Annotated in this window: 14 protein-coding genes; 6 read left to right on the forward strand and 8 right to left on the reverse strand. The window is 56.0% G+C overall.

Features of this window, described 5'->3' with window-relative positions; translation table 11 throughout:
• Positions 1 to 1,194: MltF family protein (locus ACZ25R_RS01610; protein ID WP_472459805.1), on the reverse strand; the 1,194-nt coding region annotated here is incomplete at its 3' end.
• Entirely contained in the window at positions 1,169 to 3,292 is a 2,124-nt protein-coding gene (locus tag ACZ25R_RS01615; RefSeq protein WP_472459806.1) for a mechanosensitive ion channel family protein, read from the reverse strand. The genes ACZ25R_RS01615 and ACZ25R_RS01610, both read right to left, overlap by 26 nt.
• Before the next feature lie 351 nt (positions 3,293 to 3,643).
• Between ACZ25R_RS01615 and ACZ25R_RS01620 the strand changes: the two genes are divergently transcribed.
• A complete protein-coding gene (locus tag ACZ25R_RS01620) occupies positions 3,644 to 3,925 on the forward strand; it encodes a hypothetical protein (protein WP_464664679.1) in 282 nt (93 codons plus the stop codon).
• 144 nt (positions 3,926 to 4,069) lie between these two features.
• Here ACZ25R_RS01620 and ACZ25R_RS01625 read toward each other — a convergent pair whose 3' ends face one another.
• The gene (locus ACZ25R_RS01625; protein ID WP_472459807.1) at positions 4,070 to 5,857 is read right to left on the reverse strand and encodes a hypothetical protein; all 1,788 of its coding nucleotides are present in this window, start codon (positions 5,855 to 5,857) and stop codon (positions 4,070 to 4,072) included.
• 197 nt (positions 5,858 to 6,054) lie between these two features.
• Complete coding sequence (locus ACZ25R_RS01630; RefSeq protein WP_472459808.1) at positions 6,055 to 6,528, reverse strand: hypothetical protein; 474 nt, start codon at positions 6,526 to 6,528, stop codon at positions 6,055 to 6,057.
• Positions 6,529 to 6,788: 260 nt separating this feature from the next.
• Between ACZ25R_RS01630 and ACZ25R_RS01635 the strand changes: the two genes are divergently transcribed.
• The 4 genes from ACZ25R_RS01635 to ACZ25R_RS01650 are packed head-to-tail and all read left to right on the forward strand — an operon-like array spanning position 6,789 to position 12,129.
• On the forward strand, positions 6,789 to 7,757 hold the full coding sequence (locus ACZ25R_RS01635) for a formylglycine-generating enzyme family protein (protein WP_472459809.1): 969 nt from the start codon (positions 6,789 to 6,791) through the stop codon (positions 7,755 to 7,757).
• 9 nt (positions 7,758 to 7,766) lie between these two features.
• Positions 7,767 to 8,774, forward strand: coding sequence for an HAD family hydrolase (locus tag ACZ25R_RS01640; protein WP_472459810.1), 1,008 nt, complete (start codon positions 7,767 to 7,769; stop codon positions 8,772 to 8,774).
• Between the two features lie 54 nt (positions 8,775 to 8,828).
• Positions 8,829 to 10,520: an aspartate-alanine antiporter gene (aspT, locus tag ACZ25R_RS01645; RefSeq protein WP_472459811.1), complete on the forward strand. Its 1,692-nt coding sequence runs from the start codon at positions 8,829 to 8,831 to the stop codon at positions 10,518 to 10,520.
• Positions 10,521 to 10,530: 10 nt separating this feature from the next.
• Entirely contained in the window at positions 10,531 to 12,129 is a 1,599-nt protein-coding gene (locus ACZ25R_RS01650; protein ID WP_472459812.1) for a bifunctional aspartate transaminase/aspartate 4-decarboxylase, read from the forward strand.
• 28 nt (positions 12,130 to 12,157) lie between these two features.
• Here ACZ25R_RS01650 and ACZ25R_RS01655 read toward each other — a convergent pair whose 3' ends face one another.
• The 4 genes from ACZ25R_RS01655 to ACZ25R_RS01670 form a co-directional block, all read right to left on the reverse strand.
• Positions 12,158 to 13,870 carry a cache domain-containing sensor histidine kinase gene (locus ACZ25R_RS01655; RefSeq protein ID WP_472459813.1) on the reverse strand — a complete coding sequence of 571 codons (1,713 nt, stop codon included), beginning with the start codon at positions 13,868 to 13,870 and terminating at the stop codon, positions 12,158 to 12,160.
• 408 nt (positions 13,871 to 14,278) lie between these two features.
• On the reverse strand, positions 14,279 to 14,860 hold the full coding sequence (locus tag ACZ25R_RS01660; protein ID WP_472459814.1) for an OmpA family protein: 582 nt from the start codon (positions 14,858 to 14,860) through the stop codon (positions 14,279 to 14,281).
• 27 nt (positions 14,861 to 14,887) lie between these two features.
• Positions 14,888 to 15,313, reverse strand: a complete 426-nt coding sequence (locus ACZ25R_RS01665) for a cysteine rich repeat-containing protein (protein WP_472459815.1) — start codon at positions 15,311 to 15,313, stop codon at positions 14,888 to 14,890.
• Positions 15,314 to 15,612: 299 nt separating this feature from the next.
• Entirely contained in the window at positions 15,613 to 16,374 is a 762-nt protein-coding gene (locus ACZ25R_RS01670; protein ID WP_472459816.1) for a transporter, read from the reverse strand.
• Positions 16,375 to 16,636: 262 nt separating this feature from the next.
• On the opposite strand from ACZ25R_RS01670, the gene ACZ25R_RS01675 reads away from it, so the two are divergent.
• The gene (locus tag ACZ25R_RS01675; protein ID WP_472459817.1) at positions 16,637 to 16,963 is read left to right on the forward strand and encodes a hypothetical protein; all 327 of its coding nucleotides are present in this window, start codon (positions 16,637 to 16,639) and stop codon (positions 16,961 to 16,963) included.
• The last annotated feature ends 6 nt before the right edge of the window (positions 16,964 to 16,969 follow it).

The raw sequence follows: 16,969 nt of genomic DNA on the forward strand, positions 1-16,969 counted from the left end.
GCCGGCTTCGATGTTGCGGTCTTCGTCCTTATCAATGCCAGCAATGGCAACGACCTTATCCCTCGCGGTGGCTGGGAGCAGTTGCATGATACCGACTGCGCCGCGTGGACTGCGTTTCGATTGGTCGAGCTTGGATTCCTGATAGCCCTGCGCCATCAGCATCAGGTAATCGAAGGAATAGGTCGTTCCGTGCTTGCGGAAGAGTGTGACCAGTTGCTTGAATTTTTCGACATCGTCGCTTGAGTAAGCGCGCTGAAGAATTTTATCGCTCTTGAAATACGTATTTTTCAGAATATTGCCAAAGGTTGTTCCAACGCGATGCGTCGCCACGAAACGGTCGAGCTCTTTCTTCAACAATGGACTGTTCTTGCGGATCGCCCAGGCGATCTGGCCGTTACCGGAAATTTCGATATCCGGACGAACGACAACATCCTTGAAAATAGACGACCAGATTGCGGCCTTGTATTTGTCGACGACGGTGTAGGCCAGAAGATCCGCATTCACCATTTCAAGAAGATCTTCATCCTCGAGATTTTCGTCCGTAATCCGAATGCTTATCTCGGTCTTTCCCCGCGATTTCAAATCGGCATTCAGTTTTGAAAGATGTTCGAAATAGCTGCTTGTCTCCCGCACGGCGACCTGTCTGCCCGAAAGATCATCGAGATCGACTACCCTTTCGGCAGAAGGCCCCGTCACCAGAATTTCGCTTGCTTTGTCGTAAACGGGAACGGTGAAATCGACCTGCTCGAGCCGGGCAGGCGTTATTGTGAGGTTTGCCATCACCACGTCACCCAGTCCGTCATTCAACGCATGAATCAGTTCGTTGCGGCCAACCGGGATGAACGCGATGCGCACGCGATCGAGCTCTCTCTTGGCTCCGGCATTGAGCGCCGTCTCAAGCGCAGTGCCGAACTCGACTGCAGTGCCATACTGTTTGCCCTGATCAATGAAATAAATCGTCTTGCTATAAGGGACAAGAATTCGAATGAGCCGCCTCTGCTTCATCCCGTCCAGATCAAGAATGTGGCTTGAGAGGAACTTTGAGTCGGCCAGGGCCGGCGCGGCCATGGACAAACAAGCGATCCCGATGAGACCCAGCACAAGCCGGTTCAATGCGTTGCTGAATGCCATTGCTACCCCGCCCTTATCAGAAGTCATTGACCTTGGTTCAACTTTCCCCGGCTTTCGCGGCATCCGCTGCCTTCTTGCGGTGGATCGCATCGTTCGTGGCCGCTGCGGCGACACTGCCTGAATGATCGTCACCCGCAACCTGCACGGTCGGCGAGGCAAATTCGATGCCGGTCGCCGTAAATGCATCGCGTATCATGGCGTAGGCCCGTCGCCTGATGGTTGATTGGTGCCCGGGTTTGGTCATCATGGCGAAGCTCAGGTTAATGCCGTAGTCGCCGAATGCCTCGACGCCCTTCATCTTCACTGTCTCGATGATCTGCGGACCAAATTCCGGATCTTCCAGGAGCGTTGCGCCCACGGTCTTGACCACCTTTTTGACCTGCGCAATGTCGGTGTTGTAGCTGACTGAAATCAGGAACTTGTCGATGACCCAGTCGCGGCTCATATTCTGGACCGCACCGAGCATGCCGAAGGGAACCGTGAAGATCGGGCCACGGTGATGGCGCAGCTTGACCGAACGGATGCTGAAGGACTCTACGGTGCCCTTATAGCTCCCGCTCTGGATATATTCGCCGACGCGAAACGCATCGTCCATCATGTAGAACACGCCGCTGATGACATCCTTGACGAGCGTTTGGGAGCCAAAACCTATTGCAACACCAAAAATTCCTGCGCCGGCAATCAGCGGGCCGACCTCGACGCCGAGCCCCGAGAGCACCATCATGATGGCAATAACCGCGATGAGTACCGCGAGGAAATTGCGCAGGATCGGCAACAGGGTCAGCAGTCTGCCGCTGCGCGCCAGTTCCGCGGCATCGCCGCTCGCTCGCCGGGCCTTCTCAAGCCGATGGTTTATGGAGCTTTTGGCGACGTGCCACAGCATGTCCGCAACAAGGAGAATAATAACACCGCTGAGGACGCCGCGGATCGCTTTGCTGGCCGCGGCATCTTCGGTCAGAACTGTCGGATGCAGGCGCACAACCATGGCGAGCCAAATTACGGCAAGTGTTATGATGAGGGCTCGCGCACCGCGATCGACCAGAACTTCGAAAACCGGTTTGCTCTCATCCGCACGGTACTGGTCAAACACGGTTTTAACGATTGCACTTGTCGCTCTCAATATGCCGGGCAGGACTATCGCGTAGATGCCGAGCCACAACAGAATGTTCATGCCTGCAATCCAGAAGAGCCACAAAATGCAGAAGGAAGCGACGAGCAGCCAGCCTCCCGTGCCCACATCCCTGGCGTCGCGGCGAGGCCCGGGGCGGTGCCAAACGGCTTCCACCGCCACGGCCAGCAATCCGATACCAATGCAATAGACGATCAGGCTCTTTGCGTCGGCCGGTATCGATAGCGCCGTCAGAACACCGGCTGCAGCCCATCCGGCGAACAATATGATTGTAAAGGCGCTGGTGCGACGGCTCCAGAACCGGGCGGAGATATCCTCCATCGGAAGAAGCCGGATGTGGGCTTCGCCTTTGCCGGGCGCAAGCAGGAGTTCGCTCAGGCAAATGATCATCCGGCATCCGATCAGCGCCAGCAAAAGCGGGATGACGAGAGCATTGAACAGAGGCGGCAATGCCAGGATCAGAAAAACGCCGAAGCTCGTAATGCTGAAAACAGCAATCGGGGCAATTTTTACGAAGGCCGCCTGTGCCAAGTCTTCGTGAAAGATCACCTTGTCATCCGGCGGCTGGTTTGCGATCAATCCCGCGGTATTTTTTACCCATTTCCTGAAAAGAACCTCCAGGCCTATCCCGCAGAAAATGGGTATCAGAAGCAAAAACGCTGCGGACCAGAATCCGTATTCGCTGACCTTGGCTGCCAGGATTCTGCCTGCGTTCAGCAGATCGCCGGGGAGAGCCGGAACGGCATGAATCACCGCACGAAGATGTTCACGTATACCATTGGTCCAAAGCGTAAAACCGCTTGGAGCGCCATCGATGGCAGGCGCAGGCACTGTCTTCGGTTTGGTGGCAAGCCATGCACGGATTTCCGGATCGTCGAGCAATTTGATCAGTTGCTGGACCTTTTCAGGTGGCATTGCCGCCGCCGCGGGCTGTGCGGCACTGTTCGACCCGGAGGCAAACCATGCGGCGACCATCAATCCGACGATCAGACAGAGATGGATGGCAGTCCTTTGAATTGCAATGATGTGCATCACGACCGCTCCGGCCGTGCGCCCCGGACAGTTGCCGCAACTGCCTTCGCCATTTGCAAAAACGGATATACACCTGAACCGACCATTGTCGCCCCCAACTGCGCCACATTCCCTGGCTTGATGCCCATCGGCTCAGAACGGCACGCCCCCAAGGTAATACGTGGAAAGTTGCGGACGCACAGGTCGTTCTAGGTCATCGGGATCAAACATTGGCCCGGCGGAACGCGCGAACCAATTCCGTCTGGATTGTTGGGATAAATCAGAGGCCACGTCAAAGTTGTTACAGTTACATTGTTGCATTGCCGGAGTGCTCAAAGCATCTTCTTATCAGTAACTTATGCGAGGTAACGGATGAAACGTATAGCCCAGGGCCTTTGTCTTCTCGTCGCTCTGACAGACGTTGCTGCCGCACAGTCATTGCAGGTGCGCATACTTGAGCGCCAGACAGCGCGCGCAATACGCGCGGCAGGATTCTGGTGCAACCAGGTCAGCGACGCAAGAATCGATCACGTCCTGTCGGCAGCAGGCCCCACGATTGTGCTGGTAACATGTGACGACAAGACAAGGTTTGCCCAGTATAAATTGACAATGACCGCAGACGATAAAATCTCGAAGATCGAAGCGTGGAAGTGATTCCAGCGCGCCATATTTCTAGTGGCATAGACGTCCGCCCCCAGTGATTGAACGAGAGATTTGCCAGCACGCCATCGTGATAATCGCCGATCGTTCATGAATGCATGAGCGGTCGCGCAAGCCGCAAGGGCAAGTACGCAACTGTTAATTTGTCGAGCTAACGAGAGGAGACGTTGCGTCCAGTGCTCCCCCTTGAGGCCACTGCGGCAGCGCAAGCCCGGCCTTCATCAGGCCGGCACCAAGGGTGTCTACAAGGACAGGCGCGTACTGGCGGGCGGCCATTTCGGCGCGAAAAGCCGTCCAGAATTGCCGGTTGCGCGATTTGAGCCGGGTGACAACCTCGCCAACCGTTTCCGTATCACCAACTTGCGCTGCGGCTGCCAACTCAAGAATATTGGCGACATAATCGTCCGAACGGCCCATTTGCTGCACGCGCAAAAGCGCTTCCGCAAATTCACCGCGCCGATAGGCGTCAAGGGCCAGAGTCAGACCGGCGTCGCTGTGCGGAACCTCGTCGATCAGGCCCGCCTTGATCGCCAGTCCAGAACCCTCAGCCCACCGTCCCGCGGCAAAGAGCATTGCACCCAATCGGGCCGGGATGGCGCTATTCTGCGGATTAAGCGCCATTGCCCGATAACCGGAGACGAAGGCCGCTTCCGTCTGGCCATTGCGGAATTGTGCCAGCATGTGCGCGTAGTTGCTCAGATCCGACATCGGCGCAAGCGAGACGGATTTGTTTGCAAGAACAAGTGCACGTTCCGTCGCATCATTGGCAATGTCAGGCGCGGTCGACTCCAGCAGAAGAACCGCCAATTGGGCATTCACATCGGCATCGTTCGGGGCGACATTGAGCGTGGCTTCAAGGCAGGTCCTGGCTTCCCACATTTCATTGCCACTGTGCCGCTCGATGGCGACAGCGGCGCGAAGTATACACCCGTTCCCGATGGTCGGGGCTGCCAGTTCCCGCGTCAGTTCCGCGCTGTTGATCACGCCCCGCGCACCGGCAAAGCGATTGGCCAGATTGGTCACAAGTTCGCGACGCAAATCTTCATTGGTTTTATTGCCGACGAGAATCTTCTCCACCCCGGATCGCAAAGCCTCGCCGGTGGCCGGATTGACAACCTGCCACCAGACCGTGCGTTCGCTCGCGGTGGAATGATATTTCAGCTTCACATGGTAGCGGCTCATTCGCCGGTCCGACGTAAGGAAGGTCACATCTGCCGTCGGCTTCGAAACGTCGCGGCCCATGGCCTGCGGCTGGTCAGGCGCGGACAATTTGAGCGTATGAAACTGCGACAGGGCAATCATCAGGTAGTCGCGAATGAAAACGGCCTCGCCATCGGAGGGATCACCGGCAAGTTTCATCTCGATCGCAACATTCGGCTTATCGGAATAGATAGCCCCCCGCGCCAGGAAAGCCCAAAGGCCAAGGCATCCCGCAGCGATCGGCAAACCGAACAGCAGGAGATTTCGCAGGGAAACGATGTTCGCGGATTTCACGGCGTGGGGTGCATCGTCTTTGAATGCGGCATCCTCTGCCGGACTGACGCCGCTCTCCAGTTCCGCTATTCTTGAGAAAACGGGGATGTACCGACCCCGCGGCAATTCAATGTGCACGCTTCCAACATCCGTGCGCGCCTCGTAATACTGAACCAGCGATGCACGAAGGCGCGTGGCTTCTATTCTGACGATGGGATCGGTGGAGGGATCGAAACTGGACGGACGGCCGAAAACATCAACGGCGATGGTATAGGCCTTCACCGAGGCTGAGTTGCCTTCGAAAACCGCGTCGGCAACGTATTTTAGAAAGTTCCTGTTGCGCTCCGTGGAATGAAACTGTGCATCCGAAAGAAGCCGTTCCAGCTCCACTTTGGCATCTTCATCGGTTACGCCTGTGAGTTTCCGCGCGTCGACCATCTCGTCAACGTTCATTGCACTCATCCCCCATGAACGACCACAAAGTACAGTTAGAGTGTATTTTACACTTGCGGTATAGGGGGAAACCCTTGGTTCAAACAGTGAATTCCCTTAATATTCACACCAAGCAATATAATTCTTAATTACAGCATACGCTGCCTAATCATTTATAATTACTTATCGCCAATTTCAGCAACAAAACCCAGATCACATCATTTCTGATTCACTGCGATGCACATCTTGATAACTTCTTCTTCAAGCTCCCTGCAAAGATCTTGGTACTCCGCAATCAATTTGATATCGCTTGATCCATTCCTTCGCAACAGATCCAGCATCGAGCTCGCGTCGTTGTATGCCTCGCATAAACTCAGCAATGTGGCGTTTCGAGCACTGAGAACCTGGAGCTCGCCGCGCAACGCGGGCAGCTTGAGCATCAGTTTCCACAGTCCCCGCCGTTCTGATACCTCCGACATGGCTTTGTCTGATTTCGCTCCCTTTGATGACCCTCCAATTATCGTATCCGGATGAGACTTCGAAGCAGCCCGTTGTTTTCCGGGGGCTTTGTGGTCCAATGCGATGAGGAGTGGCAATGCGTGGTGGTCAACACCTTGGTCGTGTTTCGCCGGCGTCAATTTCCGGCCTGCTCTTGGCAAAGGCTTGAAGCCATCTTCAATGTCCTGGCGCAATCAGCTAAGTACGTAACGGTTACAAAGCCGCGGTGTCCCGCTTGCCTTTTGCCGTTCCGGCATCGCTTCGATACACCGCCGCGTGTCAGACCTCGTCTTCCGAACGGCGTAATCGTCGACAGCCTCCATCGCATTGATAGGCGCATATCCGCGATTTTTGTGTTCGCAAACGCCCGGATCGGGATTTGTTACTGTAACGTACTTCAGTCAGCCGTTCTTCTTCTTGATGCTGCACTCGATGCATGTGGAGGCGAGACAGGATGACCGTGGCAGTTCAATGGGAAGATGCAAGCGGGCCGTCGATATCCGAGGACGGTCTTGTCTGGATAGCTGGCAAGACCTTCACCATGGGTTCCGACAAGCACTATGCCGAAGAAGCTCCTAGCCACCCGGTCCGGGTCGACAGCTTCTGGATCGACGCCACGCCTGTCACCAACAGGCAGTTCGGGGAGTTCGTTGCAGCGACCTCCTACGTTACGCTTGCTGAAAAGGCGCCAGACCCGAAGGACTATCCCGGGGCGTTGCCGCACATGCTCAAGGCTGGGTCGCTCATGTTCGACCCGCCCAGCGAACCGGTCACCAGCTCGGACATAAACCAATGGTGGACCTTCAAGTTCGGCGCCGACTGGCGACATCCATACGGGCGCAAAAGCGATTTGAAACGGAAACTCGATCATCCGGTCGTCCACGTTGCCTGGTGCGATGCCAAGGCCTACGCTGACTGGGCCGGCAAGGATCTGCCGACTGAGGCTGAATGGGAACTTGCCGCGCGCGGCGGGCTTGACGACGCTGAATTTGCCTGGGGCGACGAACTTGCACCTGACGGCCGGCTGATGGCGAACACCTGGCAAGGTATTTTTCCCCACCACAACCTTCGCTCCAAAGGCAACGACCGGACCTCCCCCGTCACGAGCTTCCCGCCGAACGGCTATGGTGTCTACGACATGATCGGCAATGTTTGGGAATGGACAAGCGATTTCTGGTCGACGCGCCATCCCGAACCTGCAGCCAAGGCGTGCTGCATCCCTGTTAATCCCCGCGGTGGTGCAATTGAAACCAGCTATGATCCGCGGCAGCCTGCAATCCGGATACCGCGAAGGGTCCTCAAGGGTGGTTCGCACCTTTGTGCTCCGAATTATTGCAGGCGTTACCGTCCGGCAGCCAGACACGCCGAGCCGGAAGACACCTCCACCAGCCATGTTGGCTTCCGGTGCGTCAAACGCCCTTAATTGCCTAGAATGGAGCATTCCGTGACCAGACTTGCCAGGCTCGTCGGGCTGTTCGCAGCCATTCTGATTACCGCTGTCCCGACACTGGCGCTCAGCCAGGGTGCGCTGCCTTCGTGGCGCGAAGGCCGTGCGAAAGCTGCAATCGTCGCATTCGTTCAAAAGGTGACAACGGAGGGATCGGGTTTCGTTCCTGTTGCGGATCGCATTGCCGTTTTCGATAATGACGGAACCCTATGGTCCGAGCAGCCATTCTATTTCCAGCTCGGTTTCATGATCGATCGCGTCAAGGTTCTCGCGCCGGAACATCCGGAATGGAAGGAGAAGGAACCATTCAAATCCATCCTGGAGGGCAATCTTGCAGGCCTGGCCAGCGCGGGCGAAAAAGGCATTGTCGAACTGGGAATGGCAACGCATGCGGGGATGACAACGGACGAATTCTCCAAGATCGTTACCGATTGGTTCGCCACGGCAAGGCATCCAAAGTTCAAGCGCCCTTACAATGAAATCACGTTCCTGCCGATGCGCGAACTTCTCGACTATCTGCGGGACAATGGTTTCAAAACCTACATCGTCTCCGGCGGCGGTGTCGAATTCATGCGCCCGATGACGCAGAAGATGTACGGAATTCCGCCGGAACAGGTGATCGGCAGCAGCATCGAAACGAAATACCTTCTGGAGGGCGACACGCCCGTCCTCACGCGTGAACCGAAAATCGACTTCATCGACGATGGCGCAGGCAAACCCGTCGGCATCAACAAGTTCATCGGTCACCGCCCGATCTTCGTCGCGGGGAATTCCGACGGCGACTACGAAATGCTGCGCTGGGCAACGGCAGGCGACGGCCCACGCTTCGGGATGATCGTGCACCACACCGACGCAGACAGGGAATACGCCTATGATCGCGACTCCCACTTCGGCAAACTCGACAAGGCTTTGACAGAAGCCGGCACCCGCAACTGGCTGCTGGTCGATATGAAGACCGATTGGGGCAGGATTTACAGCTTCGAAGATCGATGATCTATTTCGGCACGGAAAACGTCAGCAACCCGCGGCATCTACTGGAGGGAATTGATGAACTGGATTCATGAAGTTTTTCGCCAATCACCTGAAATCGCGCTTTTCCTGTCGCTCGCCGGCGGCTACGCGATTGGTAAGATCCAGTTCGGCAAGTTCCAGTTGGGCGGCGTTGCAGGATCTCTGCTCGTCGCGGTTTTGATCAGCCAGGTTGGAGTCTCGGTTGACAACGGGGTCAAGTCGGTTCTCTTCGCACTGTTCATCTATGCGGTCGGCTTTGAAAGCGGCCCGCAATTCTTTCGCTCGTTAGGCCGCCAATCCTTGCGCGAAATTGCCATGGCTGTCGTTCTCGCCGTCAGTGGTCTTGTTACCGTTGTGGTGCTTGCCCGGATGTTTGGTCTCGATAAGGGGCTGGCAGCGGGCATCGCATCCGGAGCACTCACGCAATCCGCTATTATCGGCACGGCAAGCGCCGCCATCGGCAAGCTTGGTCTGGCAGCGGACGAGGTGCAGAGACTGCAAGGCAACGTGGCCGTCGGATATGCGGTCACCTACATCTTCGGTTCTTTCGGCGCCATCATCGTCTGCGTCAATATTCTTCCAAAACTCATGGGCCGCAGCATCAGAGACGACGCGATCAAAGCTCAGGCCGCGCTGCTGGCAGGCGCACAGATGTATGGCCCGGGAGAACACCCGGCTGCACCCGATCTCGTTGGCCGCATCTATCGTGTTGGCAAGGCAGCAGGGCAGACAGTTGTCGAGGTTGAGAATGCCGGCGCGAGCGACGCGGCGTTTACCATCGAACGGATCAAGCGCGCCGGCGCACTGATCGGCGTGCAACCCAATCTGACGCTTCTGGCCGACGATATCATCCTTGTTGTTGGCAGACGTGCCGGCGTCGTCAATGCGGCCGAAGCCATCGGAACCGAATTGCAGTCGTCCGAGGGCATGGATATCGTTGTCGTCACACGCGACGTGACAATCAACAGCCCGGCATTCATCGGCAAGACTGTGGCCGAGATCAAGAAAGCCGCGACTGCGGATCTGCGTCACGGCATTTACGTGACGGGCATCAAACGCGCCGACAAACCCCTGCCGCTTGATCCCGACACCAGAATTGAGCCGGGCGATGTCGTCACGCTCTACGGCACAGATCAGGATTTACAACGCGCGGCCAGATCGATCGGCACGGTCATTCTGCCGAGCGATAAGACGGATTTCGTCTTCCATGGATTGGGCCTGGTAGCCGGCTTGCTTGTCGGCCTGATTGTCCTTCGTATCGGCTCCATACCGTTGACGCTTGGCAGCGGCGGCGGTGCTTTGCTGTCCGGTCTTCTCTTCGGCTGGTATCGCAGCCGAAACCTCGCGATCGGCAATATGCCGACCGGCGCATCGACGCTTCTGCGCGATCTCGGGCTGGCAGGTTTTGTTGCGGTCGTGGGACTTCAATCCGGCCTGCAGGCGGTGCAAACGATCGCGACGAGCGGCCTTTCCATTTTTCTCATCGGCGTCGTTGTGACGATCCTGCCGTTGATCATCACCATGCTGTTTGGCCGCTATGTCCTGAAATATGACAACACGGCTATTTTCGCCGGTGCCCTTTCCGGCTCGCGCAGCGCCAACCCGGCCTTCGGGGAAATTCTCGACAAGGCCGGGAATTCCATTCCCACGGCACCCTTCGCCATAACCTACGCCCTTGCCAACGTGTTCCTGACCCTGCTCGGCCCTCTGGTCGTCGCATTTGCTTGAGGAGACAATCATGCCCCGCACCGATTACAGCCAATACGCCAAGCTCAGCCCCTTCGAACTGAAGGATGCCCTTATCAAAGTTGCCTCAGCGCGGGAAAACCGGTTGATCCTCAATGCCGGACGCGGCAACCCCAACTTTCTTGCAACTTTGCCGCGGCGCGCCTTTTTCCGCCTCGGCTTGTTTGCGGTTGCCGAAGCGGAATTGTCCTTTTCCTATATGCAGAACGGCGTTGGTGGTTTGCCGAAGATTGAAGGGATCGAAGCCCGTTTCGAGCGGTTCATTTCCGAACATCGCGCGCAGCCCGGCGTGGTTTTCCTGGGACGCGCCCTCAGCTATGTACGTGACCAGCTTGGCCTTTCAGCCTCCGACTTCCTGCACGAGGCTGTCGAGGGGATTCTCGGCAGCAACTATCCGGTACCGCCGCGCATGCTTCGAATGAGCGAAGAGATCGTCAAGCACTATATCGTCAAGGAAATGATCGGCGGCTTCCTGACCTCAAGCGATATCGATCTGTTCGCAACCGAGGGTGGAACGGCTGCGATGACGTACATCTTCAACTCGCTGAAACAGAACAAGCTCATTGCGGCCGGCGATAAAGTCGCTATCGGCATGCCTGCCTTCACCCCCTACATCGAAATACCTGAACTGAACGATTATCGGCTGAAGCAGGTTCACATCAATGCCGATCCCGCTGCGGGATGGCAGTATCCCGATGAAGAACTGGACAAGCTTCTCGACAAGGACATCAAGATCTTCTTCTGCATCAATCCAAGCAATCCCCCATCGGTCAAGCTCGACACCCGGAGCCTGGAACGGATCACAAAGATCGTCGCGGAAAAGCGCCCCGACCTGATGATCCTTACGGATGATGTCTACGGCACCTTTGCCGATGATTTTAAATCTCTCTTTGCCACCTGCCCGGCCAACACACTGCTGGTTTATTCTTTCTCCAAATATTTCGGTGCAACCGGCTGGCGTCTTGGCGTCATTGCGGCACAGCAGGGAAATATCTTTGATGCAAAATTGAAGGATCTGCCAAAATCGGACCGCAAGGAACTGGAAGAACGGTATTCGACACTGGTGCCTGACGTGTCGAAGCTCAATTTCCTCGACCGGCTGGTCGCCGACAGCCGCACCGTGGCGCTGAACCACACCGCCGGCTTGTCGACACCCCAGCAGATCCAGATGGTCCTGTTCTCGCTCTTCGCGCTCATGGACGAGAGTGATGGCTACAAGGCGGAGCTGAAGAAACTCATCCGCCGCCGCGAGGCCGCGCTTTATCGTGAACTCGGCCTGTCGCCCCAGCCGGACGAGAATGCGGTCGATTATTACACGTTGCTCGATCTCGAAGACATTACCAGAAGACTATATGGCGATGCCTTTGCGGATTGGGTCAAAAAGAATGTCGCGCCCACCGAGCTCCTGTTCCGCATTGCCAACGATACCGGCATTGTCCTTCTTCCGGGCAGCGGTTTCGGCACGCGTCAACCCGCGGGGCGTGTATCGCTCGCCAATCTCAATGAATATGAGTACGCCAATATTGGACGATCACTCCGCCAAATGGCTGATCAGATTTACGCGGACTACGCGAAAAAACTGAAGAAATAGACCCGGTACAGCAAACGGCGATCTCGCTCTAGCCAGGTACCTGTACCGAGATCGTCGTGCCCTGTTTGCTTGTCGAGATATCGAGAGTGCCGTTTAACGGACGAAGACGCGCCTCCATGCCGGACAGGCCAACACCTATGCTGACGCGCTTGCGTCGCTCGATGCCGACACCATTGTCTCTCACCGTCAAGGAAAGACGCGAATCTGTCGTCGTGCTGTTCCGGACAAGCCTGATGACAGCTTTTGTCGCCTTGGAATGCCGGTAGATGTTGGTCAGGGCTTCCTGCACAATTCGAAAAAGCGCAAGTTCGACACCGGCTGGCGGCCGTTTTACGCCAAGAACGGGATCGACCCGCAGTTCGATATCCATGCCACTTCGTTCCTCAAATCCTGCGATGAGGAGTTCCAAAGCATTCGGCAGCCCGGATTCATCCAGCATGGGAGGATGCAGCAGATAGGAAAGCGTCCTCAATTCATTGTTGCTGAGCGTAATCAACTGGGCCGTGCGGGACAATGCCGACGACGATTCCGCGTTAAGCTCTGGCAGAGTGGATCGAAGATTCTCCAGTTCCATGGCCGCGCCTATCAGATGCTGACCTGTCGAATCGTGCAGGTCTCTTGCAATGGAACGCCGCTCTTCATCCTGCGAAACGAGAAGCTTTTCGCCAACCTCCCGGAGCGACTGGTTTGAGCGCAGCAAGGCGATTGAACGACTGCGCGCGAACCATGCCGTCGTTATAAAGGCAGCCAATGCCGTCCCCAATACCAGGCTGTAGATGCGAACCGATTGCCGCCAGCCGTCCATCAGGGCATTCTCATCGATTCCGTATGTCACATAAAACGGGAAGTCGAGAACTTTTCGATAAGCGACGATGCGGTCGATTCCTTCCGATGACGTAACACGATGAACTTCGCCCGACTCCGGGTTCCTGGCAATTGCCGCCGCAAACCATGCCGGCGCGGCTGCACTCCCCTCCCAGAACGGAACATTCACCACGACGTCGCCGTTCACACGCAGCAATTGGGTGGCATCCGTTTGGGAGGCAGCGCCATTGAACAATCTTGAGAAATAATCGATGGGCATTGTGATTAATATCAAGCCATCGAACTTGCCGTCGGGACGGCGCAGCGCTTTGCTCATGGTCAAAGACGGCTTTCCATACACACGCCCAATCAACGGCTCGCCCATGAACGTTGCGTCCGATGTATCGTCGCGATGGAAACGAAAGTAATCCCTGTCGGATACATTCAGGGACTTTGCCGGAAAGCCTTCGCTGTAGGATACAAGCAAACCCTCCGCGTTAACCAACGCAATAACGCCCGAGTGTTTCAAATACTGCTTCTGGGTTGCCAAATGTTCTGAAACCCGCTCTGAAGCGGCAATTTCAGCCCAGGGGATCGTACCGACTTCAGCTGCAAGGTCGTTCAGCACCATGTCATTGGCTTCCAGAATCTTGCCGACATAGGCCTCAAGCAAAGCTGTTTTCTGCCGTAACTCGATTTCCGCCTGGGAGATCATTCTTCCCCGGCTTTCAAAAGCGCCGACGACGAAAACCATGACGATGACAAAAACGCTTAGCAGCATAAAAAAGCCGTAAGACGACAGCGGCAATCCCGACGCATCGGCGTGATTGCCGTTCGAGAGTGCGTTTCCGCGTGGCGCTATCAAGCCGCAACGTCGAAGCAGATCGGGTATCAGTTTAATGCCCCAGCGGTCGCCATGTCTGCGTAATATCCTCAATTGTCATATCCGAACAAAATCATGGGAGCTTTCGTGATTCGATGTCCCTTGCTGGATCTATAAAGTAGATCTATCCGTATATGAAAATATTACATTATAAAGCGGCGGTGTTGATCAGCACAAAATTTATTATGCAGTCTATACATAATTCAGATGACAACCCTTACTGGTGAAACTGCGACATCCTCCAATAAATACAAACCAATACAAATTCAAGAATACTGTCGCAGCGACAATACTCCCAATTGTGAATCGGCAGGAATCCGTACTGTCTTCCCACCTCCGGAGCGACATGGATTATCTTCATGCATCAACCGGCTTCCAGCTCTCGTCGGGAACCAAGGTCATGACGCCGGCCATTTGCCGAACGCGCTGCGAATGATCGCAATCATCCGCAGCGCGCATCTGCTATTTCTTCACGGCGGTAAAAGTCCCGAGGTTGAAAAGCTGCACCCGGCGGTTGTCTGCCGCTGTCGGATTGGACCCTTCGATCGGATATTCCTGTCCGACACCCACCGCAAACAGCCGTCCGGGCTCGATTGCAAACGTCGTTGCAAGGGCGTCCTTGATGGCGTCCGCTCGCTCCTGGCTGAGCTGAAGATTATGCTTGGCGTCACCGGTCGAACTCGTATGCCCGACGATAAGGAACTTGTACTTCAACAGGTTGGGATGGTGGAGCGCGTCCGCGAGCAGTCCGATTGTCCGGTAGGAGCGCGGCTCGATCGCAACGGAGTTGTTATCGAAATTGAGCTCGACGAGCATCTGCGGAAGTTTGCTGACCTTGTTCCAGTTCGGCAGCGTTTGCAGGTTCTGTCCGGGGTTGCCAAGCGCCTCCTGCCGAAGCAGTTCGACATCGATGATTGGAGCGGCTTTCGTGACCTTGCCAAGGCTGGCGGTGATCCGCTGCTGGGTCACTTCCTGCGCAGAGGCGCCGATGGGCTGGAACATGATACCGGCTGCGATGATGATGCCAAGTCGACGAGCGAACATTGTCTTTTCTCCTGTGGGGCGCATGGTTCACCGCCATCCGGCGTTGGTGATTGCCTGATTGCATTCGCCGCTGACGATCTTCTGTGTCTTGATCAGGCAGGACAGCTGGTAGCCGTCGCCCTTGATACCGCGGCAATGCCGGGCGATGTCGCCTTTGCAGACGTTGAAGTAGGCGGTCTGGGCTTCCCGGCGCTGCCCGATGGAACCAGCCACCGCGTTGAACGATGACGTGCATTTCGGTGAAATCTTCGCAGCGTTCTTCGCAAGACAGTTTGCAATCGCTCCGTTGCCAAGGTTCAGGCCGGCACAGAACTTTTTGATATCCGGACCGCAGTCATTGGCAAGTGTCGTGACGGCATCGCCATAGCTGATGGTCTCGGCACGCCCGGCGGCGCTCAGTGCAAGAAGGGCGATGACGGCCGCCCCACCCAAAACGATAAATCTGTTTGACATGTCTCGATCCTATCCACTCAGTTTCGCTTGCAGTCCATAGGTTGATCCGGTGCTCCGGTTCATCGGCTGGCCGTAGCGATGATGGCGGCGACATGGCTTCCAACGATCACCAGCAGCTTCAGATATTCCAAGCTGAACGAAGCAAAATCACGCGATGTGCGAAAGTACGTAACCGTAACAGCAAGCGTAGGTGAGAGATTGCATCGGGTGCGAAGCGATCTCCCTCCCACTTCGATCTGCGAACAGCGTCGATCCGGTTATGTCCAAGCTGCATCCCGCAACACAGGCGGATCTTGAGGCTATGGCTTCGTCCGGCCGCTGGGGAACAGGAAGGTAATTCCTGATTTTATGCCCCACTCCGGTGACTGATCCGGTCCTTCAATCCAATATTTCCCGCCGATCGAAAGGCTCACCGTCTGCTCGCCGATCTTGACAATCTTGGAAAAGGATACGGAGGCCGGGAGGCTCCAATTCCCGCCGGTCCAGTCATAGGACGCGTCCAGGCTGGCGGATATCGTCCGGCCCTTTCCGATATGCCATGCGATGAAAGGCTGGACTTCCGACTGGTTGACATCAGGTCTTCCAGATGACCCGAAGAGCGACCACATGTGATCGAAGGACGCTCCGGTCGTCACATTCTCGGTTTGAAGCAGCAGCAGTCCGGACGGCCCCGCTGAAAACTTGCCGGAGCCGAACATGGCGTTTGTCGCAGTCGGGAACGACAATTGCGGTCCGAATGCCCAGATAAACGCTCCGTGCGATGACGGCGTGAACGACAGGTTCTGGCTTATGTCCCCCAGCCCGAAACGGCCAGCGTCAGGTCCTGCCGGGTCGGAATAGGCAAATGGTATGTCCGTGTGCGAGATGAGATTCCAGTCCGCATTGAGCGAAAACGGGATCACGGGCTCGATGTCCAAGGTCTGATAGAAGCCGTGACCGGCACTGCTGTTCGCAAAATCACTGTCACTGTGAACCGGAACACTGATCATAAACGAAGCGGGATTTGACACCTTTTTCGCCAGTTCGTCAGCGTCATCGGCATAGGCACTGACCTGGGCCATGACAAATCCGGACACTAGCAGAACCGCTGCTGACAAAGAATGTCGAATACGCATCATTATCAGCCTTGCACCTGAATCCTGAGAGAGTCCCCGTTTCATGGTTCAGGATGCCATCCGTCCGCCCTCGGTGAAAAGTACGTTACGGTTACGCCCAAATCCTGAGCGTGACGGTTCAGTTGAATGTGTAACCGTAACCTACTTCGGAGGCTCATGCCTGCTGTACTAGGTTGTGCTGACGATCCGCCAACTGAAGGCCAGCCTCATGAAATCAGCCGCTGTACTGAATCTCACTCTGCTCGCAGCGATGCAATGTACGGCAGCAACGGCCCAACAGGCTTCCAACGACGAGCTGAACAAATCCAACAATCCTCTGAATCTTGCCATAACGCTCAATTTTCACAATTATTATTACCCGCCGACCAGTGGACCGGTCAGCGTCGATGGCAATGCGCTGTGGCTGCGCGGCATGGTGCCCGCGATGATCTTCGATACCCCCAATCCTTTCCGGTTTTCCATGCCGTACATCACGGAGCCGGCAGGAACCCCTACCCCATCCACGAAGCTGCGGCGTAAGCGTCCGCGCCCCTGAACAGCA

It is taken from the genome of Phyllobacterium sp. RCAM01083, assembly GCF_055685835.1.